Origin of the sequence: Stenotrophomonas sp. JAI102 (genome assembly GCF_013409105.1) — a bacterium.
Classification (GTDB): Bacteria; Pseudomonadota; Gammaproteobacteria; order Xanthomonadales; family Xanthomonadaceae; genus Stenotrophomonas; species Stenotrophomonas maltophilia_AA.
Genome location: NZ_JACCCI010000001.1, coordinates 1,374,690 through 1,395,352, shown reverse-complemented (window position 1 = coordinate 1,395,352; position 20,663 = coordinate 1,374,690). Strand labels below are relative to the sequence as shown.

At 67.5% G+C, this 20,663-nt stretch carries 21 protein-coding genes, 4 tRNA genes and 1 pseudogene; 11 read left to right on the top strand and 15 right to left on the bottom strand.

All coding sequences use genetic code 11. The features are described from left to right. Nucleotides 1-45 precede the first annotated feature (45 nt). The 10 genes and pseudogenes from HDC96_RS06485 to HDC96_RS06440 all read right to left on the bottom strand — a co-directional run bounded on the left by HDC96_RS06485 (nucleotide 46) and on the right by HDC96_RS06440 (nucleotide 5,966). Nucleotides 46-122 (bottom strand) — tRNA-Arg (locus HDC96_RS06485). 82 nt (nucleotides 123-204) lie between these two features. Beyond that, nucleotides 205-281, bottom strand: a tRNA-Arg gene (locus tag HDC96_RS06480). 54 nt (nucleotides 282-335) lie between these two features. Continuing rightward, nucleotides 336-412, bottom strand: a tRNA-Arg gene (locus HDC96_RS06475). A gap of 3 nt (nucleotides 413-415) precedes the next feature. Next, nucleotides 416-1,314, bottom strand: a pseudogene (locus HDC96_RS06470) (alpha/beta fold hydrolase); the annotation flags it as partial. After that, nucleotides 1,311-2,120: a bifunctional hydroxymethylpyrimidine kinase/phosphomethylpyrimidine kinase gene (gene thiD / locus HDC96_RS06465; protein WP_179459236.1), complete on the bottom strand. Its 810-nt coding sequence runs from the start codon at nucleotides 2,118-2,120 to the stop codon at nucleotides 1,311-1,313. The gene thiD and the pseudogene HDC96_RS06470, both read right to left, overlap by 4 nt. A gap of 43 nt (nucleotides 2,121-2,163) precedes the next feature. Next, the gene (locus tag HDC96_RS06460; protein WP_179459235.1) at nucleotides 2,164-2,835 is read right to left on the bottom strand and encodes a YoaK family protein; all 672 of its coding nucleotides are present in this window, start codon (nucleotides 2,833-2,835) and stop codon (nucleotides 2,164-2,166) included. 30 nt (nucleotides 2,836-2,865) lie between these two features. After that, nucleotides 2,866-3,369 (bottom strand): hypothetical protein, encoded by a 504-nt coding sequence (locus tag HDC96_RS06455; protein WP_179459635.1) that lies wholly within the window; start codon nucleotides 3,367-3,369, stop codon nucleotides 2,866-2,868. Continuing rightward, on the bottom strand, nucleotides 3,369-4,766 hold the full coding sequence (locus tag HDC96_RS06450; protein WP_179459234.1) for a PhoH family protein: 1,398 nt from the start codon (nucleotides 4,764-4,766) through the stop codon (nucleotides 3,369-3,371). Before HDC96_RS06450 ends, HDC96_RS06455 begins: the two co-directional genes overlap by 1 nt. An 81-nt stretch (nucleotides 4,767-4,847) precedes the next feature. Beyond that, nucleotides 4,848-5,327, bottom strand: coding sequence for a peroxiredoxin (locus tag HDC96_RS06445; RefSeq protein ID WP_179459233.1), 480 nt, complete (start codon nucleotides 5,325-5,327; stop codon nucleotides 4,848-4,850). 78 nt (nucleotides 5,328-5,405) lie between these two features. Further along, nucleotides 5,406-5,966, bottom strand: a complete 561-nt coding sequence (locus tag HDC96_RS06440) for a glycine cleavage system protein R (protein ID WP_179459232.1) — start codon at nucleotides 5,964-5,966, stop codon at nucleotides 5,406-5,408. A gap of 165 nt (nucleotides 5,967-6,131) precedes the next feature. Between HDC96_RS06440 and dapA the strand changes: the two genes are divergently transcribed. Together dapA and HDC96_RS06430 are read left to right on the top strand one after the other, a co-directional pair. Then, nucleotides 6,132-7,025 carry a 4-hydroxy-tetrahydrodipicolinate synthase gene (gene dapA / locus HDC96_RS06435; RefSeq protein ID WP_179459634.1) on the top strand — a complete coding sequence of 298 codons (894 nt, stop codon included), beginning with the start codon at nucleotides 6,132-6,134 and terminating at the stop codon, nucleotides 7,023-7,025. A 26-nt stretch (nucleotides 7,026-7,051) separates the two neighbouring features. Next, nucleotides 7,052-7,576, top strand: a complete 525-nt coding sequence (locus HDC96_RS06430; RefSeq protein ID WP_179459231.1) for a hypothetical protein — start codon at nucleotides 7,052-7,054, stop codon at nucleotides 7,574-7,576. Nucleotides 7,577-7,646: 70 nt separating this feature from the next. Here the strand turns inward: HDC96_RS06430 and fdxA are convergent, their stop codons facing one another. Together fdxA and HDC96_RS06420 are read right to left on the bottom strand one after the other, a co-directional pair. After that, nucleotides 7,647-7,970, bottom strand: coding sequence for a ferredoxin FdxA (gene fdxA / locus HDC96_RS06425; RefSeq protein WP_123728932.1), 324 nt, complete (start codon nucleotides 7,968-7,970; stop codon nucleotides 7,647-7,649). A 105-nt stretch (nucleotides 7,971-8,075) separates the two neighbouring features. Further along, nucleotides 8,076-9,008 carry an SMP-30/gluconolactonase/LRE family protein gene (locus HDC96_RS06420; protein WP_179459230.1) on the bottom strand — a complete coding sequence of 311 codons (933 nt, stop codon included), beginning with the start codon at nucleotides 9,006-9,008 and terminating at the stop codon, nucleotides 8,076-8,078. Between the two features lie 139 nt (nucleotides 9,009-9,147). Here HDC96_RS06420 and HDC96_RS06415 point away from each other — a divergent pair, with 139 nt between their 5' ends. Next, complete coding sequence (locus tag HDC96_RS06415; RefSeq protein WP_179459229.1) at nucleotides 9,148-10,578, top strand: sugar porter family MFS transporter; 1,431 nt, start codon at nucleotides 9,148-9,150, stop codon at nucleotides 10,576-10,578. Between the two features lie 153 nt (nucleotides 10,579-10,731). Here HDC96_RS06415 and HDC96_RS06410 read toward each other — a convergent pair. After that, nucleotides 10,732-10,806 (bottom strand) — tRNA-Glu (locus HDC96_RS06410). A gap of 50 nt (nucleotides 10,807-10,856) precedes the next feature. Here HDC96_RS06410 and pcnB point away from each other — a divergent pair. From pcnB to pgi, 6 genes are all read left to right on the top strand, one after another. Beyond that, entirely contained in the window at nucleotides 10,857-12,224 is a 1,368-nt protein-coding gene (gene pcnB / locus HDC96_RS06405; RefSeq protein ID WP_152151658.1) for a polynucleotide adenylyltransferase PcnB, read from the top strand. A gap of 3 nt (nucleotides 12,225-12,227) precedes the next feature. After that, nucleotides 12,228-12,716, top strand: coding sequence for a 2-amino-4-hydroxy-6-hydroxymethyldihydropteridine diphosphokinase (folK, locus tag HDC96_RS06400; RefSeq protein WP_179459228.1), 489 nt, complete (start codon nucleotides 12,228-12,230; stop codon nucleotides 12,714-12,716). A 31-nt stretch (nucleotides 12,717-12,747) separates the two neighbouring features. Further along, entirely contained in the window at nucleotides 12,748-13,563 is an 816-nt protein-coding gene (panB, locus tag HDC96_RS06395) for a 3-methyl-2-oxobutanoate hydroxymethyltransferase (protein ID WP_179459227.1), read from the top strand. Next, complete coding sequence (panC, locus tag HDC96_RS06390; RefSeq protein ID WP_176989674.1) at nucleotides 13,560-14,402, top strand: pantoate--beta-alanine ligase; 843 nt, start codon at nucleotides 13,560-13,562, stop codon at nucleotides 14,400-14,402. Before panB ends, panC begins: the two co-directional genes overlap by 4 nt. 269 nt (nucleotides 14,403-14,671) lie before the next feature. Continuing rightward, nucleotides 14,672-15,052: an aspartate 1-decarboxylase gene (panD, locus tag HDC96_RS06385; protein WP_019183273.1), complete on the top strand. Its 381-nt coding sequence runs from the start codon at nucleotides 14,672-14,674 to the stop codon at nucleotides 15,050-15,052. Beyond that, on the top strand, nucleotides 15,049-16,563 hold the full coding sequence (pgi, locus tag HDC96_RS06380) for a glucose-6-phosphate isomerase (protein WP_179459226.1): 1,515 nt from the start codon (nucleotides 15,049-15,051) through the stop codon (nucleotides 16,561-16,563). The genes panD and pgi overlap by 4 nt, the downstream gene beginning before the upstream one ends. A gap of 129 nt (nucleotides 16,564-16,692) precedes the next feature. On the opposite strand, the gene HDC96_RS06375 is transcribed toward pgi, so the two are convergent. Together HDC96_RS06375 and HDC96_RS06370 are read right to left on the bottom strand one after the other, a co-directional pair. Beyond that, nucleotides 16,693-17,277, bottom strand: coding sequence for a response regulator transcription factor (locus HDC96_RS06375; protein ID WP_179459225.1), 585 nt, complete (start codon nucleotides 17,275-17,277; stop codon nucleotides 16,693-16,695). Next, nucleotides 17,274-18,500 carry an ATP-binding protein gene (locus HDC96_RS06370; protein ID WP_179459224.1) on the bottom strand — a complete coding sequence of 409 codons (1,227 nt, stop codon included), beginning with the start codon at nucleotides 18,498-18,500 and terminating at the stop codon, nucleotides 17,274-17,276. The genes HDC96_RS06375 and HDC96_RS06370 overlap by 4 nt, the downstream gene beginning before the upstream one ends. 126 nt (nucleotides 18,501-18,626) lie before the next feature. Here HDC96_RS06370 and ispG point away from each other — a divergent pair, with 126 nt between their 5' ends. After that, complete coding sequence (gene ispG / locus HDC96_RS06365) at nucleotides 18,627-19,892, top strand: flavodoxin-dependent (E)-4-hydroxy-3-methylbut-2-enyl-diphosphate synthase (RefSeq protein WP_179459223.1); 1,266 nt, start codon at nucleotides 18,627-18,629, stop codon at nucleotides 19,890-19,892. Next, complete coding sequence (locus HDC96_RS06360; protein ID WP_179459222.1) at nucleotides 19,873-20,580, top strand: phosphatase PAP2 family protein; 708 nt, start codon at nucleotides 19,873-19,875, stop codon at nucleotides 20,578-20,580. The genes ispG and HDC96_RS06360 overlap by 20 nt, the downstream gene beginning before the upstream one ends. Nucleotides 20,581-20,663: the final 83 nt, after the last annotated feature.

The window sequence follows — 20,663 nt, the reverse complement described above, 5'->3', positions numbered from 1 at the left end:
GCAAAAAAAAACAGCAACCGATGGCTGCTGTCTTCGTCGATGCAATGGTGCGCCCGGAGAGATTCGAACTCCCGACCGCCTGGTTCGTAGCCAGGTACTCTATCCAACTGAGCTACGGGCGCATTTGCATTGTCTGGTTGTGTGTCCTGCCGCGCGTGTCGCCACGTTCGACGGGAAGGCAGGCGAGCCTGCCGTTCGATGTAATGGTGCGCCCGGAGAGATTCGAACTCCCGACCGCCTGGTTCGTAGCCAGGTACTCTATCCAACTGAGCTACGGGCGCATTTACATCGAATTTTCATTGCTGATACCGACGGCGAAATCGATACCCTGTTGATGGTGCGCCCGGAGAGATTCGAACTCCCGACCGCCTGGTTCGTAGCCAGGTACTCTATCCAACTGAGCTACGGGCGCGTCAACAGGAGCGGAATTATGCGGATCGGCGTCGCATTCGTCAACGGTTTTTGTGAAGGTCTTCATGCAAATGAATGAAAAAGCCGCTCCACCACGGCTTCCGGCGTTTTCATCCACGCGAAGTGATCGGCACGCGCACCCAGCATCTGCGCACTGATCACGCTGAGCTGCGCACGCATGCCCGGCATCTTGGCCAGCAGGCCCTGCATCGATCCCGTCGGGGCCAGCCAGTCGGCCTCCATCACCACCGCGGTGGCCTGGCCGCGCAGCTCGCGCATGCCGGCCTCCAGATCGTCCGCCATGCCGACGGCCGCGTAATGGTTGTTGAGGCCCACGCGCGACCAGTCGCGGATCAACCCGCGTGCCTCGGTGCCGCCAAAGCCGAGCTTCTTGCCATGCAGGACCCCCTGGCGCTGGGCCAGCCAGGGCAGGAAGCGATACACCAGCGGCAGCGTCCAGCCACGCGGGGCAGGGAAGGTGCGCCAGTACGGCGTGCCGCTGGCCACCAGCCACACGCGGGCAAAACGCTGCGGGTGCAGCCCCGCGAAGCAGCAGGCGAGCTGGCCGCCGAGACTGTGGCCGCCGATGATCAAAGGCGCTTCAGATTCCCCTGGCATGTTGGCCAGGCTCGCCGGCAGGTCCTGTTCGAGGATTTCCCGATAGCCCCACTCCTGCGTGCGCGAGGGCCGCAGGCTGCTGCTGCCGTTGCCACGCCACTCGTGCAGGTACACCGCGATGCCGCGTGCGGCCAGCGCTTCGGCGAAAGGCAGGTAGTGCCGCGCGGCGACACCCAGCGCAGGCAGCCACAGCAGCCGCGCGCGCGGCTGCACGGGGACGCGCGCCAGCAGCTCGAAGCGGTGGCCGTCTGCGGCCTGCACGGGCAGGGGCGAGGCGTCGATCATGCCGGGCGTGCCGCGCCGAAGTGGTCGATCACCAGCACCTCGCTGCGGCCGGGGTAATAGCCGCCCTGCAGCCCGCGCGCGACGTAATCGATGGCCGCTTCGCAGGCGTTCGGCAACGAGAGCCCCTGGCACAGTTGCGCGGCGATGGCCGAGGCCAGCGTGCAGCCGGTGCCGTGCGCATCCACGGGCAGCCGCGTATGGATGAATTCTTCGCGGGTCACACCGTCGAAGTAGCGATCGATCACGCGGCTGCCTTCATCCAGATGGCCGCCCTTGAGCAGTACCGCACCGGCGCCCAGTTCGAGCAACGCGTCGGCGGCATCCTCCGCGTCTTCGGCGGTAACGATGCGGCGGCCGAGCAGCAGCTCGGCTTCCGGAGTATTGGGCGTCAGCAGCGTGGCCAACGGGATCAGGCGGGTGCGCATCGCCGCCAGTGCACTGTCCTCCAGCAGCTTGGCGCCGCTGGTGGCGACCATCACCGGATCCAGCACCACGTGCGGTGGCCGGTGCTTTTCCAGTGCATCAGCGACCAGGCCGATCACTTCGGCGTTGGCCAGCATGCCCAGCTTCACCGCATGGATGTCGAAATCGGCGAAGCAGGCATCGATCTGCGCCTGCAGGAAATCCAGCGGCGGCACGTGCACGGCGATGACGCCACGGGTGTTCTGTGCAGTCAGCGCGGCAATCGCGGAGAGCCCATGCACGCGATGGGCGGCGAAGGCCTTCAGGTCGGCCTGGATGCCGGCACCCCCGCCGGAATCGGAGCCGGCGATGGTCAGGGCGGAAACGGGGCTGGACGGTGTCATGACTCGATTGTGCAATGTTTGCCGCGGCATTGCTGCCGCGCTCTCAGCGTGCCCGCAGCAGTGCCCACTGCCGGTACAGCACGTAGCCGAGCCCGGTGCCGCCGGTCAGCAGGGCGGGGGCGAGCAGGGCGTCATAGCCGAAGCGCAGGAACAGCCAGGCGCCGATCACGCCGCCGGCCAGGAAACCACTGATGATCAGCCCGCTCAGGGTCAGGCGCCGGATCGGCAGCGGCAGGCCGCGCAGCAGATGGCCCAGGCCGATGCCCAGGTCGGTGAACATGCCGCTGAGATGGGTGGTGCGCACCACCGCGCCACTGAAGGTGGTCGCCATCGCGTTCTGCAGGCCGCAGGCCATCGCCGCCGCCAGTGCGCCCCAGATCTGCTGCTGCTTGAACAGCGGGATCGCGATCAGCAGCAACAGCGATTCCAGCGCCAGCACCACGCCATAGCGTCGGCCCAGCTGCAGGCCGCTGTCCTGGATGATCATGCCGCTGAGCGTGGCGCCTGCACAGAACGCGATCAGCAGTCCCCATAGAGGCGCGACCACCCGCCAGTCCCGCTGGGCGAGCGCCATGCCGAGCTGGCTGGTGGTGCCGGTCATGTGGCTCACCGCCTGGTGCTCGAACCCCAGGAAGCCGACCACGTTGACCATCCCGGCCACGCAGGACAGGGCGATCGCCCCGATCCAGACCCAGGTGGGCAGCCGGATGCTCATCCGGCGTGCGCGGTGGGGGTCACGGCACGATCAACGACCCGGGGGCGGGCCGTTGAACTGCACATCCGAGAAGCTGCCGCTGGCCGGATCGAACAGCGCGCCCCAGAACTGCGCGCCCCCATCGCAGACCCGGATCGCGTCGCGGGCCGGATCGATGTCGGCGTCATCGGGCAGATGGAAGGCATTGAGGTAGATCAGCTTGCGTCCGCTCATTTCGATGCCGACGTACTGGCGATCGAAATCGGCGGCCTTTGGCACCTGCGCCTCCAGCGTCGGCAGTGCGGCCTCCAACTGCTCGACCTCCTTGCGGCTGGGCGCCCAGTAACCGGTCACGCGCCCGGCCTCGCGGCCGGGACTGTCGCGCGAGCAGGTATCCAGCACCTGGGCGGCGACCAGCGGTCGCGTCACCACCCAGGACTGGCCGGTCTTGATCGCGGTCGGGACGCTGGCGCCCGGCCGCGTATTGGCGGGCGTGCAGGCCGCCGCCAGCGCGGCAAGCGCCAGCGGCAGGACGGCACGTGACAGGGAACGGATCACAACACCTCCGACGCGTAATCGGCCAGGCGCGAACGCTCGCCACGACGCAGCGTGATGTGCGCGCTGTGCGGCCAGTTCTTGAAGCGGTCCACCGCGTAGGTCAGGCCCGAGGTGGTCTCGGTCAGGTACGGGGTGTCGATCTGTTCGACGTTGCCCAGGCAGACGATCTTGGTGCCTGGGCCGGCACGGGTGATCAGGGTCTTCATCTGCTTGGGGGTGAGGTTCTGCGCTTCATCCAGGATCAGATAGCGCGACAGGAACGTACGGCCACGCATGAAGTTCAGCGAGCGGATCTTGATCCGGCTGGCGATCAGGTCGTTGGTCGCCGCACGGCCCCATGCGCCGCCTTCCTGGGTATGCGTCAGCACTTCCAGGTTGTCGGTCAGCGCGCCCATCCACGGCGTCATCTTCTCTTCCTCGGTGCCGGGCAGGAAACCGATGTCCTCGCCGACGCTGACCGTCGCGCGGGTCATGATGATCTCGCGGTAACGCTGCTGGTCCATGGTCTGGGCCAGGCCGGCGGCCAGCGCGAGCAGGGTCTTGCCGGTGCCGGCGGTGCCGAGCAGGGTGACGAAATCGATCTCCGGGTCCATCAGCGCGTTGAGCGCGAAGTTCTGTTCGCGGTTGCGTGCGCTGATGCCCCACACCGCGTGGCTGCCATGGCGGAAATCGTTGACCAGCGACAGCGTGATCTTGTCGCCGTCCATCTTGGCCACGCGCAGTTCGACTTCATCGTCGCCCGGCAGGTAGGCGTACTGGTTGGGATGCCAGTTCTCGTCTTCGCTGGCGATGATCTCGTAACTGGTGCGGCCCTTGTCGCTCCAGCTGCGCAGGTTGTCGGTGTGCTTCTTCCAGAAGTCTTCCGGCAGCTCGGTGGCACCGGTGTAGAGCAGGCTGAAATCATCCAGCGCACGGTCGTTCTCGTAATCCTCGGACACGATGCCGGCGATCGCCGCCTTGATCCGCAGGTTGATGTCCTTGGAGACGAACACCACCGGGATGTCCGGCACCTGCTCTTTCAGCGCCAGGATCGCGCCGAGGATGGCGTTGTCGGGGATGACCGCGCCGAAACTCTTGCCGGCCTCGAAGTGGCTGGTCTGGAACCGCAGCAGGCCCACGCTCTGCTTGCCGCGCAGCTGCAGCCCGTTCGGGCGCTGCAGCGGGATGCCATCGGCCAGGTTGTCCAGGCCCGAGGCCTGCACCAGCTCATTGAGGAAGCGGCTGACCTGGCGCGCATTGCGGCTCGCCTCGGTGGTGCCCTTCTTGCCGTTGTCCAGCTCTTCGATCACCTGCATCGGCAGGTAGACATCATGCTCCTCGAACTTGAACAGCGCGGTCGGATCGTGCATGAGCACGTTGGTATCCAGTACGTAGATGCGCTTGCCTCGGGTCATCGTCAATTCCTGGTGGCGGAACAGGGACAAGCCATCACGACCTGCAGGGCAGGGTGATGGCCATTGGGGGTGCCGGGTTGATCACTGGGCTTTCGCGGCCTTCAGGGCTTCAAGGACGGTGTCTGCGTGGCCGGCCACTTTGACCTTGCGCCACACCTGCACGATACGACTGTCCGGCGAAATGAGGAAGGTGCTGCGTTCGATGCCACGCACCTGCTTGCCGTACATGTTCTTCAGCTTGATCACGTCGAACGCGGTGCACAGCGCTTCGTCGCCATCGCTGATCAGCGGGAAGGCGAAGCCCTGCTTGGCGCAGAAATTGTCGTGGGATTTGACCGAATCGCGGGAGACGCCGAACACGCGGGCGCCGGCCTTCGTGAACTGCGGGAGCAGCGCGTTGAAATCGATGCCCTCGGTGGTGCAGCCCGGGGTGCTGTCCTTGGGATAGAAGTACAGCACCAGCCACTGGCCGGCGAGATCGCCGAGGGTGGTGGTCTCGCCGCCGGACAAGGCCAGCGGCAGTGCGAGGGTGGTGCTGTCCAGGGTGTCGCCGTCGTTCATGGGTTCCTTTCCGGATCCTGGGGTACGTCTACTACACCTGCATGAAACCCCGCGCGCCCGTGACGAACGCGCGAAACATCAGAACTTCATCGGATCCATGATCGCATCGAGGTTCAGGTGATCGCAGAACTCGAGGAAATCATCGCGCAGCGCGGCAATGTGCATGTTCGCGGGCACGCCGATGGTGACCTGTGCCGAGAACATTTCCGCACCGGTCTGCATCGCGCGGTAACGCGTGCTCTGCAGGGTTTCGATGGTGATGCCCTGGCGGTCGAAGAAATCGGCCAGCTGGAACAGGATCCCCGGCTTGTCGGCCGCGATCACTTCCACGATGTAGGGCAGCAGGTTGGACTGCGCCTGCTTGGCACCGGTGCGGTACCAGACCAGCTTCAGGCCTTCCTCGCGCTCGAGCCGGGTCAGCATCGCCTCCAGCTTGGCCACCGAATCCCACGAGCCGGTGGCCAGGGCGGTGACGGAGACGTCGCGACCGACCGTGGCCAGGCGGGCATCGACCAGATTGCAGCCACTGTCGGCGATACGCCGGGTCACAGGCAGCAGGGGGGACTCCGGATGCGTCGTATAGGCGTTGATCAGGAGGTGGTTTTCGGTCGGCGCAGGCCGCGGCGTGGTGTCGGTCAAGATGGTTCCGGGTGATGCAAGGTGAGTCTGAACGGCCGGACGACGGCACGTTCGCCGGAGTCCAGCATACTTGCCCGCGCTTTCGACCCGCAAGTAACATGCGACGTACATCTGGCCGGCGTTTACGCAGGCGGGGTGCCCCCTTTTCTTCCGAGCACGATGTCCTTGTCCCTTTCCGGTCTCATCACCGCGCTGGCGACGCCCTTCCAGGCGAACGGCGCATTGGATCCCGACGGTTGGCAGCGCCTGCTGCACCTGCAACTGGAGGGTGGTGTTCACGGTGTCGTGGTGGCCGGTTCGACCGGTGAAGCGGCGGCCCTGTCCGACGACGAGTACGACCAGTTGCTGCGCAGTGCGGTAAAAACCGTGGCCGGGCGCATTCCGGTGCTGGCCGGGACCGGGCTGTCGGGGACGGCCAAAACCATCGAGCAGACCCGCCGGGCGGCCGCCAATGGCGCCACCCACGCGCTGGTGGTGACCCCGCCTTACGTGCGCCCGACCCAGGCCGGCCTGATCGCGCATTATCGCGCGGTGGCCGACCAGGGCGGCCTGCCGGTCATCCTGTACAACGTGCCCGGGCGCACCGGCTGCGACATGCTGCCCGACACCGTGGCCGAACTGGCCAGTCATCCGAACATCGTGGGCATCAAGGAAGCGGTCGGCGATGTCGGCCGGGTCCATGCGCTGCTGGCCCTGCGTTCGCCGGATTTCGTCATTCTCAGTGGCGACGATGGCACCGCCGCGCGCTCGATCCTGTCCGGCGTGGATGGCCTGATCTCGGTCGGCTCCAACGCGCTGCCGGGGGCCTACCGCCGGATGTGCGACCTGGCCGCGGCCGGTGAGCGCGAGGCGACCGAGGCGTGGGATGCCCGTCTTGAGCCCTTCCATGAATTCTGCGGCGTGGAGTCCAACCCGATCCCGGTGAAGGACCTGCTGCGCCGGATCGGCATTGGTGACGGCCTGCGCCTGCCGCTGCTGCCCTTGTCCGCGGCCCATCACGCCGCTGCCGAACACCTGGCCACCGATATCGGTGCGCTGGAAGCACTATCCAACCACTGATGACAGTGGTCACCCAGGAGATTCCCATGCGTCAATCCGTTTCCGCCATCCGCGTGCTGTCCTTCGCGATCCTGGCTACCGCCACCCTCATCGGCACCACCGGTTGCTTCAAGCGCGGCGCCAAGGGCGACTACGCTCTGGCCCCGGACGTGCGCCCGCTGGAAGTGCCGCCGGATCTGAACGTCCCGGCCGGCCAGGCCGCCGCCACGGCTGCCACCAGCTCCTCGCTGGCCTCGCAGGCTGCGCGTCCGGCCCCGGCCTCGACCCAGGCTGCCGCCAACAATGCCGGTTTCACCGTGCCGGGCACCAAGGAAGAGGTGTTCGCCAAGGTCGGCACCGCGCTGGAGTCCGTTGAAGGCGTGAAGATCGCCAGCAAGGCGCAGCTGCTCGGTTCCTACGACGTGGCCTTCGAAGGCAGCGATTTCCTGGTCCGCGTGGTCGCCGTCGATGCCGGTGCCTACGTCTCCGCCGTGGATCCGCGTGGCCTGCCGGCGACCGCCGCAGCCCCGACCAAGCTGCTGGGTGAGCTGAAGGCGAAGCTGGCTCCGTAACCGGACCGTCTCAGAGAAACGAAAAGGGCGCCCTCGGCGCCCTTTTTCGTTGCCGCCAGAACCCGGAGGCTCAGCGTTCCAGCAGCTTCAGCTTGTCCGGCTTGCCGTCCCATTCGCCGGCATCGGCGGGCGGGTCCTTGCGCACGGTCAGCACCGGCCAGGCCTGGGCCAGTTCGGCGTTCAGCGCTACGAACGCCTCCTGCCCGGCGGGCACGTCGTCTTCGGGGAAGATCGCGTTGACCGGGCACTCCGGTTCGCACAGGGTGCAATCGATGCACTCATCCGGGTCGATCACCAGGAAGTTGGGGCCTTCATGGAAGCAATCCACGGGGCACACTTCCACGCAATCGGTGTGTTTGCACTTGATGCAGTTTTCGGTGACGACAAAAGGCATGGCTGGATCTGGATCCGACAGTAAGCCGGACAATTCTAGAACAGGTTGGTCCGTGACGCGGGGTCGGATCGTGCCTCAAACCGCGAAATGCCCTCGGCGCAAGGCTCAGGACCAGCGGAAGGGCTGCTCGGGCAGGCCCGCGATGCCGATTTCCAGCGCAAACACGCCGCCCGCACGGGGGCTGGCCGCCAATTCTGCGTCGGTGTGATCGAGCCGGGAGCTGGTGATCATCAACTGCCGCAGCGATGGTCCACCGAGTGCAACGCAGGTCGGGTTCCGCACCGGCAGCAGCACGACCCGGTCGACCTGGCCGTCGGGTCGATAGCGCACCACGCGGGAAGCACGCCACTGCGCGTTCCAGAGGCCGCCTTCGGCATCGATGATGGCGCCATCGGGTTCCCAGCCCGGATCGGGCAGGGCCGCGAACAGGCGGGGCGGGCCGCAGTGCGCGCGCTCGGCGTCGTAGTCGCAGCACCACAGCGCGGGGCGCACCGAATCGCAGAAGTACATTGTGGTGCCGTCCGCGCTGAAACAGATCGCGTTGGGGATCACGACGGCGGGCAGGTTCAGTTCGCGCAGGCCGTGCCGCATCGAGAACTGGTAGTAGCGGCCGAGCGGCGCACGCGCGGGATCCTCGCTCATGGTGCCGAACACCAGGTTGCCGGCGCGGTCGGTCCGGCCGTCATTGCTGCGCGTATCCGCGACCTCGGGCTCCACATCGGCCAGCCATTCCAGGGGCGGGGCCGGGGCATCGCCATCGCGGTCGACATCCAGGCGCTGCAGCGAACCGGCCAGCGCGATCAGCAGGCGGCCGTCTTCGCCCTCGGCGAGGCAGCCGGGGCGGTCGGGCAGCAGCCAGCTGCGGTGGCTGCCATCGGCGGTACGGTACTGCCACAGGCGGCGCTCGCTGATGTCCACCCAGAACAGGCATTGCCGCCGTGCCGACCAGAGTGCACCTTCGCCATGGGTGCAACGGCTGTCGACCAGCAGGGGGGCATCCGCGACAGCGGTGGAGGGTGCGGCGATGGCATCGGGCATGGGGCAGGTCTCACGACAGCAGGGGCTGCGGCATTCTGCCATCCGGCCGATCAATCCCGTGTGCGCTGCAGGTGTGAGAATCTGGTCCACCCGTCCCTGCTGCGCGGATCCGCAGCGTCCCTTCAACCCAGGGTTTCCCATGTCCAGTGCTTCGCTCAGCAGTCCCCGCGCCGCCGGCGGCGAGAACACCGGCTTCATCATCCTGATCAGCTGCGTGGCCACCATCGGTGGCTTCCTGTTCGGGTTCGACAGTGGCGTGATCAACGGCACCGTCGATGGCCTGAAGGACACCTTCCAGTCCAGTTCGGCCGGGATCGGCTTCGAGGTCGCCTCGATGCTGCTCGGCTGCGCGATCGGTGCGTTCTTCGCGGGCCGCCTCGGCGACCGGCTCGGTCGTCGCGGCGTGCTGATCATCGCCGCGCTGATGTTCCTGTTCTCCGCCCTGGCGGCCGGGGCGGCACACAGCTCCGCAGTGTTCATCATCGCCCGGGTCATCGGCGGCTTCGCGGTCGGTGCGGCCAGCGTGATGTCGCCGGCCTACATCGCCGAGGTCGCCTCGGCCCGGTATCGGGGGCGGCTGGCGACGGTGCAGCAGATCGCGATCATCAGCGGCCTGTTCTGCGCCTTCCTCAGCAACTATCTGTTGGCCAAGGCCGCCGGTGCCTCCACCGAGGCGCTGTGGCTGGGGCAGGCGGCATGGCGCTGGATGTTCTGGATGCAGGCCATTCCCTCGCTGCTGTTCCTGTGCCTGCTGCTGGTGATCCCGGAGAGCCCGCGCTTCCTGGTGGTCAAAGGACGCCGTGACCAGGCCCTGGCGGTGATGACCCGTCTGTACGGTGCGGCCGAGGCCCAGGCCAAGATCACCGAGATCGAAGGCTCGCTGTCCCGTGACCAGCACCGCCCGACCTTCTCCGACCTGGTCAGCAAGGCGACCGGCAGGCTGCGTCCGATCGTCTGGATCGGTATCGGCCTGGCGGTGTTCCAGCAGCTGGTCGGCATCAACGTCGTCTTCTACTACGGCGCGGTGCTGTGGCAGGCGGTGGGCTTCTCCGAGAACGACGCGCTGCTGATCAACGTGCTGTCCGGAGCGCTGAGCATCGGCGCCTGCCTGATCACCGTGGTCCTGATCGACCGTATCGGGCGCAAGCCGCTGCTGTGGACCGGCTCGGTCGGCATGGCGGTCTCGCTGGCGCTGGTCACCTTCGCTTTTGCCAGCGGCTCGCTCGATGCCGGCGGCAAGCTGCAGTTGACCGACGGCATGGGCACGCTGGCGCTGGTGGCCGCCAACGTCTACGTGATCTTCTTCAACATGTCCTGGGGCCCGGTGATGTGGGTGATGCTGGGCGAGATGTTCCCCAACCAGATTCGTGGCTCGGGGCTGGCGGTGGCCGGTGCGGCGCAGTGGACCGCCAACTTCGCCATCACCGTGTCCTTCCCGGTCCTGCTGGCCAGCATCGGCCTGGCCGGGGCCTATGGCATCTATACGGTCGCGGCGGTGATCTCGGTGTTCTTCGTGCTGCGCTTCGTCAAGGAGACCAAGGGCAAGGAACTGGAGCAGATGGAGGGCTGAGCCGCTTCCGACGGCCCTGCGCGCAGGGCAGGGGCCGGGTCGGGTCGGGGAGCGTGCGCCCCGGTCCGGTCCGGGCGGGGCAGGAGCGACAACCCGGGCCCGGAACGCAAAAAACCCCGCGGTGGCGGGGTTTTTGGCTTTCTGCACCGCGACTGGTGCTCCCTAGGGGACTCGAACCCCTGTTTTAGCCTTGAGAGGGCCACGTCCTAACCTCTAGACGAAGGGAGCAGACTTTGTCGCGAACTGCGCAGCGCGCTAGTATATGGACCTAGATGCCATTGGGCAATCCCGAAAACTCAACCGGAAGCGCCAACATCAATTCCTCTGCTACATCACCGTTCAGCCTGCGCGTGATCCCGCGCGATCAGCACAACATCTCCCGCAAGGACATCAGCCCGAACGCCCTGCGCGTCCTGTACCGGCTGCGTGATTCCGGGTTTGCCGGTTACCTGGTCGGCGGCGCCGTCCGCGATCTGCTGGTGAACGGCCACCCCAAGGATTTCGACGTCGCCACCGACGCGACGCCCGAGCAGGTCAAGCAGTTGTTCCGCAACTGCCGGCTGATCGGCCGCCGCTTCCGCCTGGCGCACGTGGTGTTCGGCCGCGAGATCATCGAGGTCGCCACCTTCCGCGCCAACATCGACGATGGCAGCGGCGACCGTGAGATGGAAAACGGCATGCTCGTGCGCGACAACGTGTACGGCAGCATCGAAGACGACGCGATCCGCCGCGACTTCACCTGCAACGCCCTGTACTACGCGATCGAGGATTTCTCGGTGCGCGATTACACCGGTGGCTTTGAAGACGTGCAGGCACGCCTGATGAAGCTGATCGGCGATCCCGAGCAGCGTTACCAGGAAGACCCGGTGCGCATGCTGCGCGCGGTGCGCCTGGCGGCCAAGCTGGGCTTCCAGATCGAAGAGGCGACCGCCGAGCCGCTGCCGCGCCTGGCCAACCTGCTGGCCGAGGCCGCCCCGGCGCGCCTGTTCGAGGAAGTGCTCAAGCTGTTCCTGTCCGGGCACGGCGTGGCCAGCTTCGAAGGCCTGGAGCGTTACGGTCTGCTCGACGTGATGTTCCCGGAAAGCGCCGCCGCCCTGCGCAGCAACCGCAGCGGTGCGCTGCGCCGGATGGTCATCGAAGGCCTGCACAACACCGATCTGCGCGTGGCCAACGATGAACCGGTGTCGCCGTCGTTCCTGTTCGCGCTGCTGCTGTGGCCGGCCTTCTGCCGCGCCTTGGCCAGCCTGCAGAAGCAGGGCGTCGCACTGGAAGAGGCACAGCGCCGCGCCGCGGATCGCGTGACCCTGCACCAGCTGACCACGATCGCCCTGCCGCGCCGCTTCTCGCTGCCGATGCAGGAAATCTGGCTGCTGCAGGGCCGCTTCGGCTCGCGCCAGCGCAAGCGCGTGATCCGTACGTTGACCCACCCGCGCTTCCGCGCCGCCTACGACTTCCTGGTCCTGCGCCAGGTCGCCTCCAGCGAGCATGAAGCGGACGTGGCGTTCTGGCGCGAGGCCCAGCTGCAGTCCGGTACCGAGCTCGACTCGGCCCTGGATGCCGCCCAGGCCGACGGCGAAGGCGAAGACGGTGCACCGCGCAAGCGTCGCCGCCGCCGTCGTCGTCCCGGTGGAGTGGCAGGCGAGTAAGCCGTGACCCTGGCCTGTATCGGATTGGGCGCCAATCTCGGGGACGCCGCGCAGACCCTGCGCGATGCGTTCCAGGCGCTGGCGGTGCTGCCGCAGACCACGTTGCGCGCGTGCTCGCAGCTGTACCGCACGCCGGCCTGGGGCAACGAAGACCAGCCGGCGTTCGTGAATGCCGCCGCCGTGCTGGATACCGCGCTGCCCGCGCCCGCGCTGCTGGACGCGTTGCTGGAGATCGAGCGCCAGTTCGGCCGCGTGCGCGACCCGGCCGTGCACTGGGGCCCGCGCGCGCTGGATCTGGACGTGCTGCTGTACGGCGAGGAGGTCATCGATCTGCCGCAGCTGCAGGTGCCGCATCCGTATCTGCACGCGCGTGCGTTCGCGCTGCTGCCGCTGGCCGAGATCGCGCCGGACGCCACCATTCCCGGGCACGGCCGCGTGCGGGATGCTGTGATGCGGGTCGAGGCCTGCGGGATCGCTCCAATAGGAGGATAATGCGGGGCTTATCGCCACCGGTTATCAGCTCATGAGTACCCACGCAGACAGCAAGCCCTGGACTCTCCCCGCATTGGCGGAGGCCAAGCGCACTGGGCAGAAGCTGGTGATGTTGACCGCCTACGATGCCGGGTTCGCCCGCAGTTTCGACGCCAACGGCGTGGACCTGATCCTGATCGGCGACTCGCTGGGCATGGTGGTGCAGGGGCACGATTCGACCCTGCCGGTGACCACCGACGACATGGTCTATCACACCCGCGCCGTGGCCCGCGTGCTGAACCGCGCGCTGCTGGTCGCCGATCTGCCGTTCGGCGCCGACGCGACGCCCGAGCGCGCGCTGGATGCCTCGCTGCGCCTGCTGCAGGCCGGTGCGGAGATGGTCAAGATCGAAGGCGCCGGCTTCAAGCTGGACATCATCCGTTACCTGGTCGAGCGCGAGATTCCGGTCTGCTCGCATCTGGGCCTGACCCCGCAGTCGGTGCTGCGCCTGGGCGGTTACCGCGTGCAGGGCCGTGGCGATGCCGCCCAGCAACTGCGCGACGACGCCAAGGCCGCGGTCGCCGCCGGCGCCAGCCTGGTCGTGCTCGAATGCGTGCCGACGCCGGTGGCTGCCCAGGTCACCGCGGACATCAGTGTGCCCACCATCGGCATCGGTGCCGGCCCGCACTGCGATGGCCAAGTGCTGGTGCTGCATGATTTCCTCGGCCTGGACAGCGGCCATCGCCGTCCCAAGTTCGTCAAGGATTTCCTTGCCGAAGGCGGGTCGGTTGCCGGTGCGGTCCGTGCCTACGCCGACGCCGTGCGCGACGGCTCCTTCCCCGACGCAGAACACGCCTACGCCTCATGATCGAAACCGTCACCGAACTGTCCCGTCTGCGCGCCGTCGTCAACGGCTGGAAGCGCGAGGGCCTGCGCGTCGCGCTGGTCCCGACCATGGGCAACCTGCATGCAGGTCATTATTCGCTGGTCACGCTGGCCCGGCAGTACGCCGACCGCGTGGTCTCCAGCGTGTTCGTCAATCCGACCCAGTTCGGCCCGAACGAGGATTTCACCCGCTATCCGCGTACGCCCGAAGCCGACACCACCGGCCTGGAGCAGGCCGGGTGCGATGTGCTGTGGCTGCCCACCGTTGAATCGATGTACCCGTTCGGCGTCGAGCTGGCGGCCAGCGTCAACGTGCCGGGCATCAGCGGCCTGCTCGAGGGCGCGCACCGCCCGGGCCATTTCGATGGCGTCTGCACCGTGGTCTCGCGCCTGTTCAACCAGGTCCAGCCGGACGTGGCGGCCTTCGGCAAGAAGGATTACCAGCAGCTGGCGGTGATCCGCCAGATGGTGGAAGACCTGGCCTTCCCGATCCAGATCGTCGGCGGCGACATCGTCCGCGAAGACGACGGCCTGGCGATGAGCTCGCGCAACCAGTACCTCAACGCCGAGCAGCGGCCGGTCTCGACCAGCATCCACCAGGTGCTGCTGGGCATGCGCGAAGGCTTCATCGCCGGCAAGAGCCGCAGCCTGATCGAGGCCGAGGCGGCCGCCGCACTGCAGGCGGCGGGCTTCCAGGTCGACTACGCCGTGGTGCGCCTGCCGGACCTGTCCGAGCCGGCCGATGCCAACGACGGCACCCGCGTAGCGCTGATCGCCGCGCGGATCGGCAACACCCGGTTGATCGACAACCTGGAGTTCTGAGGGGGCAAACCTCCGGGCGGGGCGGGTGTAGAGCCACGCCACGCGTGGCAGCTCTACGGGTCACCTGCCGTCCGGCCGGTGTGCCCCCCGTTCCGCCGATGTGACCCCCGGTCCCTCGCAGCCACCCATGGGGTGGCTCTACGGGGTCGGGTGTGGGTCGTGACGATGCTGAACCGCCGGCAGCGCCCTCCCGGGACCGGCGCCGCGCGCCCTGCCGCCGATCCAGCGGGTGCTAGAATTTCCCTTTCCGTTACCGTTGTCCCGTCGCCATGCACCTGTCCCTGCTGAAGACCAAGATCCACCGCGCCACCGTCACGCATTCCGAGCTGAACTACGAAGGTTCCATCGCCATCGATGACAACCTGCTGGCTGCCACCGGCATCCGTGAGTTCGAGCAGGTGCACATCTGGGACGTCACCAACGGTGCGCGTTTCTCCACCTATGCCATCCGCGCCGAAGCCGGCAGCGGCGTGGTGTCGCTCAACGGTGGCGCCGCGCGCCACGTGCAGGTGGGCGACATCATCATCATCGCGGCCTTCGCCAGCATGAGCGAAGAAGAAGCTGACAGCTTCAAGCCGAAGTTGGTATATGTGGACGGCAAGAACCAGATCTCCCACACCAACGACACGATCCCGACACAGGCCGCATGACACAGCACAACGGATTCGACCCGCTTCATTCCCATGCCCAGCGCCTGCGTGGCGCGAGCATCCCTTCGTTGATCGCCGCCGAACCGGGCCGCGCACAATCGCTGGGGCTGCGGGTCGGTCCGTTGTACGTCAATTTCGCGCGGCAGAAGTACGACCGCGCGGCGTTGGACGCACTGCTGCAGCTGGCCGCCGAGCGCGATGTCGCCGGCGGCTTCCAGCGCCTGTTCCGCGGTGAAACGGTCAACGTGACCGAAGGCCGCGCGGCGCTGCACACCGCGCTGCGCGGCGATGCCAGCGGCGCGCCGGTGGCCGGCGAGGCCTGCGCTACCGCCGCGCAGGTACGCCAGCAGATGGGCGAGCTGGTCGCCGCGCTGGAAGCCACCACCATCACCGATATCGTCAGCGTCGGCATCGGCGGCTCGGACCTCGGTCCGCGGCTGGTCGCCGATGCGCTGCGTCCGGTCACCGGCGCACGCTTCCGCGTGCATTTCGTTTCGAACGTGGACGGCGCCGCGATGCAGCGCACGCTGGCCACGCTGGACCCGGCCACCACCGCCGGCATCCTGATCTCCAAGACCTTCGGCACCCAGGAAACCCTGCTCAACGGTCAGATCCTGCATGACTGGCTGGGCGGCAGCGAGCGCCTGTATGCGGTCAGCGCCAACCCGGAGCGTGCGGCCAAGGCCTTCTCGATCGCCGCCGGCCGCGTGCTGCCGATGTGGGACTGGGTCGGCGGGCGCTATTCGCTGTGGTCGGCGGTCGGTTTCCCGATCGCACTGGCCATCGGCTTCACGCGCTTCGAGCAGCTGCTCGAGGGCGCGGCGCAGATGGACGAACACGCGCTGACCGCACCGCTGGCACAGAACCTGCCGGTGCTGCACGCGCTGACCGACATCTGGAACCGCAACCTGCTCGGCCATGCCACGCATGCGGTGATGACCTACGACCAGCGCCTGGCGCTGCTGCCGGCCTACCTGCAGCAGCTGGTGATGGAAAGCCTGGGCAAGCGCGTGCAGCTCGATGGCAGTCCGGTCGCCAGCGACACCGTGCCGGTGTGGTGGGGCGGGGCGGGCACCGATGTGCAGCACAGCTTCTTCCAGGCGCTGCACCAGGGCACCAGCGTGATCCCGGCCGATTTCATCGGCTGCGTGCACAACGATGATCCCTACGTGGTCAACCACCAGGCGCTGATGGCCAACCTGCTGGCGCAGACCGAAGCGCTGGCCAATGGCCAGGGCAGCGATGATCCGCACCGCGAGTATCCCGGCGGCCGCCCGAGCACGCTGATCCTGCTCGACGCGCTGACCCCGCAGTCGCTGGGGGCGCTGATCGCGATGTACGAACACGCCGTGTACGTGCAGTCGCTGATCTGGAACATCAACGCCTTCGACCAGTTCGGCGTGGAGCTGGGCAAGCAGTTGGCCAGCCAGTTGCTGCCCGCGCTGCAAGGCCAGGCGCATGCGATCACCGACCCGGTGACGCTGGAACTGCTGGGCCGGCTCAAGGGCTGAGCATCGTCTCATCCCGTGCCATCACGAACCGCCGGCCTGTCCGGCGGTTCTGCGTTGTGGCTTCCGGAAACAGAAACGGCGACCTTCGGGTCGCCGTTTCTGTCTCATGCCGCGTGGGGTAATGACGCTTCACCGGCTCGGGTCGCGCTCCGGGCTCGGCCGCTTGGCCAGCTTGCGCTGCAGCGAGCGCCGGTGCATGCCGAGCAGGCGCGCAGCGGCGGAGACGTTGCCACCGGTCTCATGCATTGCCTGCTGGATGTGTTCCCACTGTAGCCGGCTGATCGGCGTCATCGCATCCGGCGGCTCCATGTCGCCATCGTCGGCCGGGCCATCGTCTTCCTCGCCGAGCGCGCGCAGGATCATCGGCACCGTGGCCGGCTTGGGCAGATAGTCGTCCGCGCCGAGCTTGATCGCCTCCACCGCGGTCGCGATGCTGGCATAGCCGGTCACCAGCAGGATCCGCATGTCTTCGCGCAGGGCGCGCAGCGGCTGGATCAGGGCGAGGCCGGATTCGGTGCCGAGCTTGAGATCGATCAACGCGTAGGCCGGGGGCTGTTGCCGGGCCAGCAGCAGCGCCGAGGCGGTGTCGCTGGCGGTCACGGTTTCCAGTCCCTTGCGGGCCAGGCTGCGCTGCAGCGTGCGCAGATAGAGTTCGTCGTCGTCGACCAGCAGGCCATGGCTGGCCAGGCCGGGCGCCGGAGTGAAGGTGGTCATGCGGAAGTCTCCCGTGGGGACAGAGGCAGGCGGAAGCCGACGCGGGTGCCTTCGCCCTTGGCCGGGCGCATCCACAGCTCGCCGTCCAGGCGTTCGATGGTGGCGTGGGACAGGGCCAGGCCGACGCCCATGCCGTCGGTCTTGCCGCTGTTGAACAGCGTGCCGGGCAGCACCGCCTGGCGCGCGTCGAAGCCGTGGCCGTAATCCCGCACTTCGCCGATCAGGTCGTCGCCTTCGATGCGCAGCGTCAGATCCACCTGCGCGCGGTCGGCCTTCTCGCCGGCGTCGGCGGCATTGTTGAGCAGCACCATCAGCAGGTGGCCGATGCCCGGGTCCAGCGGCAGGGTCAGCGGGGCATCTTCATTGCGATGCAGCGCGATGGTCGGCCGCACCAGCCGCCACTGTTCCAGCACCTGCGGCAGGGTCACCGCGTCGCGGCCCGGCGCATCGCCGGCGGCCGGGCGGGCGAGCGCCAGCACGCGCTCACGGCACTGCACCAGCAGCTCGCGCAGGGTTTCCACGTCATCGCGGACCTCGCTGCTTTCGGTCTGGTCGGCGATGTCGTCGGCGAGCAGGGTCATGGTCGCCAGCGGCGTATTGAGTTCGTGGGCGACCGAGGCAGCGTGGGTGGCCAGCGCGACGATGCCCTCGTTGCGCACGAAGCGTTCGCGCAGCATCGCCAGCTCATGCTCGCGCTGGCGCAGGGCGATCGCCAGCCGGGTCGCGAACACCAGCACCACGGTCGCCGACAGCAGGAAGTTGCAGACCACGCCCCACTGCTGCATCTGCGCGCCGGTGAAGTAGCCGCTCGGCAGCGGCAGGCCGAACACGCCGCTGACCGCATAACCGATCAGGCAGGCCGCGGCCACCGCCAGGGTCCAGCGCAGGGGCAGGGCGAGCGCGGCCAGCGCGATCAGGATCAGGAACAGCGAGCCGAAGGGATTGGCGATGCCGCCGCTCCAGCCCACCATCCAGGTCAGCACGGTGACATCCACCAGGATGTGGCCGAACGCGGTGACCGGCGCGGTATCGGGGCCCTGGACACGCAGCTGCGCGTACAGGTTGAACAGGGTCAGCGCGGCAACGCCGGCCCACAGCGGCAGTTGCGGCAGTTCCAGCCCCAGCACCGAGGTGGCGACCAGGATCGTCGCGGCCTGGCCGGCCACGGCCAGCCAGCGCAGGCTGCACAGGGTGCGGAGGAAGGGGGCGTCGGTACCGGTCATGTCCGCACATCGTATGCGCTCCCGCCAACGCCTGCCTGCGACAATCGGCCGCATCGCGGCGGGGCAACATGAGCGGCAACCAACGGCAAGCACCTCAGCGTGCGCCTGGCGCGCTAAAATAGGCGGATGCATGACGCCGTGACCCGACCGACCCAACCCGCCGATTCCGCCGTGTGGGCCCGCCGCCAGACCCAGCCTGTCCATATCGGCGGCGTGGTCGTGGGTGGGGGCCATCCCGTGGTGGTGCAGTCGATGACCAACACCGACACCGCCGATGTCGCCTCCAGCGTGAAGCAGGTGGCCGAACTGTGGCGTGCGGGCTCGGAGATGGTGCGGTTGACCGTCAACAATCCCGAGTCGGCCGCGGCCATTCCGCGGATCGTGGAGAAGCTGCAGATGATGGGGATCGATGTCCCCCTGATCGGCGACTTCCACTACAACGGCCACCAGTTGTTGACCCAGGAACCGGCCTGCGCCGAGGCCCTGGCCAAGTACCGGATCAATCCGGGCAACGTCGGCTTCGGCAGGAAGAAGGACACCCAGTTCGCGCAGCTGATCGAGTTCGCGATCCGCTACAACAAGCCGGTCCGCATCGGCGCCAACTGGGGCTCGCTGGACCAGTCCCTGGCCGCGCGCCTGATGGACGAGAACAGCCAGCGCGCGCAGCCCTGGGATGCCGGCCGCGTACTGCGCGAAGCGTTGATCCGGTCGGCGCTGGATTCGGCTGAAACCGCTGTCGAGCTCGGCCTGCCGCGCGATCGCATCGTGCTCTCGGCCAAGGTCAGTGGCGTGCAGGAACTGATCGCGGTGTACCGCGACCTGGCCCAGCGCTCGGATTTCGCGCTGCACCTGGGCCTGACCGAAGCCGGTATCGGCAGCAAGGGCATCGTCGCCTCCTCGGCGGCGCTGGCCGTGCTGCTGCAGGAAGGCATCGGCGACACCATCCGCATTTCGCTGACGCCCGAGCCGGGCCAGTCGCGCACGGCCGAGGTGATCGTGGCCCAGGAGCTGCTGCAGACCACCGGGCAGCGGGCCTTCACGCCGCTGGTCACGGCCTGCCCGGGTTGCGGCCGGACCACCTCCGAGTTCTTCCAGGAACTGGCCAAGGTGGTGCAGAACCATGTGCGCGAGAAGATGCCGGTCTGGAAAGTGAGCCACCCCGGCGCGGAAAGCATGACCCTGGCGGTCATGGGCTGCATCGTCAACGGGCCGGGCGAATCGCGCCACGCCAACATCGGCATCTCGCTGCCGGGCACCGGCGAAACCCCGGCTGCACCGGTCTTCGTGGACGGTGAGAAGACGGTGACCCTGCGCGGCGACAACATCGCCCAGGACTTCGTGGCGCTGATCGACGCGTACGTCGAACGGACCTATGTCCGACGCGCGGGATAAGCCGGCGGTGCTGGCCGCCCCGGAGCCGGCGGCCGGTTTCCGCCACTGGATGGGCCGCAACGCCTGGCGCTTCGTGCTGCTGTTCGTCGGCGTGCTGTTGCCGCTGGCCGGGTTCGTCGCGCTGGCCGACGAAGTCCACGAACTGGAATCGATCTATTTCGACGCGCCCCTGCTGTGGAAGCTGCACGGCCTGCATTCGCCGGGGCTGGACGCGTTCTTCGTGCTGCTCTCCAAGCTGGGCTATGAGTGGTTCCTGATCCCCGCCGACGTGTTGATCGTGTCCCTGCTGGTCTGGCGCAAACGCTGGCGCGAAGCCAGTTTCGTGGCGATCTGCTTCGTCGGCTCCGCCCTGCTGAACCTGGGCAGCAAGCGCTTCTTCCAGCGCGACCGCCCCAGCCTGTGGGAATCGATCGCCCCGGAGAGCACCTTCAGTTTCCCCAGCGGCCATGCGATGGGCTCGATGACCCTGGCCGTTACCCTGGTGCTGCTGGCCTGGAACACCCGCTGGCGTTGGCCGGTGGCCCTGTCGGCGGTGACCTTCGCGGTGCTGGTGAGCCTCTCGAGGGTCTACCTCGGGGTCCATTACCCCTCCGACATCCTGGCCGGCTGGTGTGCCGCCCTGGTCTGGGTGGTAGGGTGCTTCCTGGTCATGTTCCGCCGCCGCCATCCCTGGCGGCACCGCCACTGAGAGCATTACGGCGGTAAACTGGCCGAAAACGGCATGAAAGCGAGCCGCATCGATAGGCTGTTTCTTTGGAACAGACTAGGATG

Excerpts from the sequence above, each read along its gene's own strand:
- HDC96_RS06445 (WP_179459233.1), bottom strand. The coding sequence starts at position 5,327 with ATGAACGACGGCGACACCCTGGACAGCACCACCCTCGCACTGCCGCTG.
- ispG (WP_179459223.1), top strand. The coding sequence starts at position 18,627 with ATGCATGACGCCGTGACCCGACCGACCCAACCCGCCGATTCCGCCGTG.
- panD (WP_019183273.1), top strand. The coding sequence starts at position 14,672 with ATGCACCTGTCCCTGCTGAAGACCAAGATCCACCGCGCCACCGTCACG.
- HDC96_RS06450 (WP_179459234.1), bottom strand. The coding sequence starts at position 4,766 with ATGACCCGAGGCAAGCGCATCTACGTACTGGATACCAACGTGCTCATG.
- HDC96_RS06415 (WP_179459229.1), top strand. The coding sequence starts at position 9,148 with ATGTCCAGTGCTTCGCTCAGCAGTCCCCGCGCCGCCGGCGGCGAGAAC.
- HDC96_RS06360 (WP_179459222.1), top strand. The coding sequence starts at position 19,873 with ATGTCCGACGCGCGGGATAAGCCGGCGGTGCTGGCCGCCCCGGAGCCG.
- pgi (WP_179459226.1), top strand. The coding sequence starts at position 15,049 with ATGACACAGCACAACGGATTCGACCCGCTTCATTCCCATGCCCAGCGC.
- HDC96_RS06375 (WP_179459225.1), bottom strand. The coding sequence starts at position 17,277 with ATGACCACCTTCACTCCGGCGCCCGGCCTGGCCAGCCATGGCCTGCTG.
- thiD (WP_179459236.1), bottom strand. The coding sequence starts at position 2,120 with ATGACACCGTCCAGCCCCGTTTCCGCCCTGACCATCGCCGGCTCCGAT.
- HDC96_RS06460 (WP_179459235.1), bottom strand. The coding sequence starts at position 2,835 with ATGAGCATCCGGCTGCCCACCTGGGTCTGGATCGGGGCGATCGCCCTG.
- fdxA (WP_123728932.1), bottom strand. The coding sequence starts at position 7,970 with ATGCCTTTTGTCGTCACCGAAAACTGCATCAAGTGCAAACACACCGAT.
- panB (WP_179459227.1), top strand. The coding sequence starts at position 12,748 with ATGAGTACCCACGCAGACAGCAAGCCCTGGACTCTCCCCGCATTGGCG.
- panC (WP_176989674.1), top strand. The coding sequence starts at position 13,560 with ATGATCGAAACCGTCACCGAACTGTCCCGTCTGCGCGCCGTCGTCAAC.
- HDC96_RS06370 (WP_179459224.1), bottom strand. The coding sequence starts at position 18,500 with ATGACCGGTACCGACGCCCCCTTCCTCCGCACCCTGTGCAGCCTGCGC.
- HDC96_RS06420 (WP_179459230.1), bottom strand. The coding sequence starts at position 9,008 with ATGCCCGATGCCATCGCCGCACCCTCCACCGCTGTCGCGGATGCCCCC.
- HDC96_RS06430 (WP_179459231.1), top strand. The coding sequence starts at position 7,052 with ATGCGTCAATCCGTTTCCGCCATCCGCGTGCTGTCCTTCGCGATCCTG.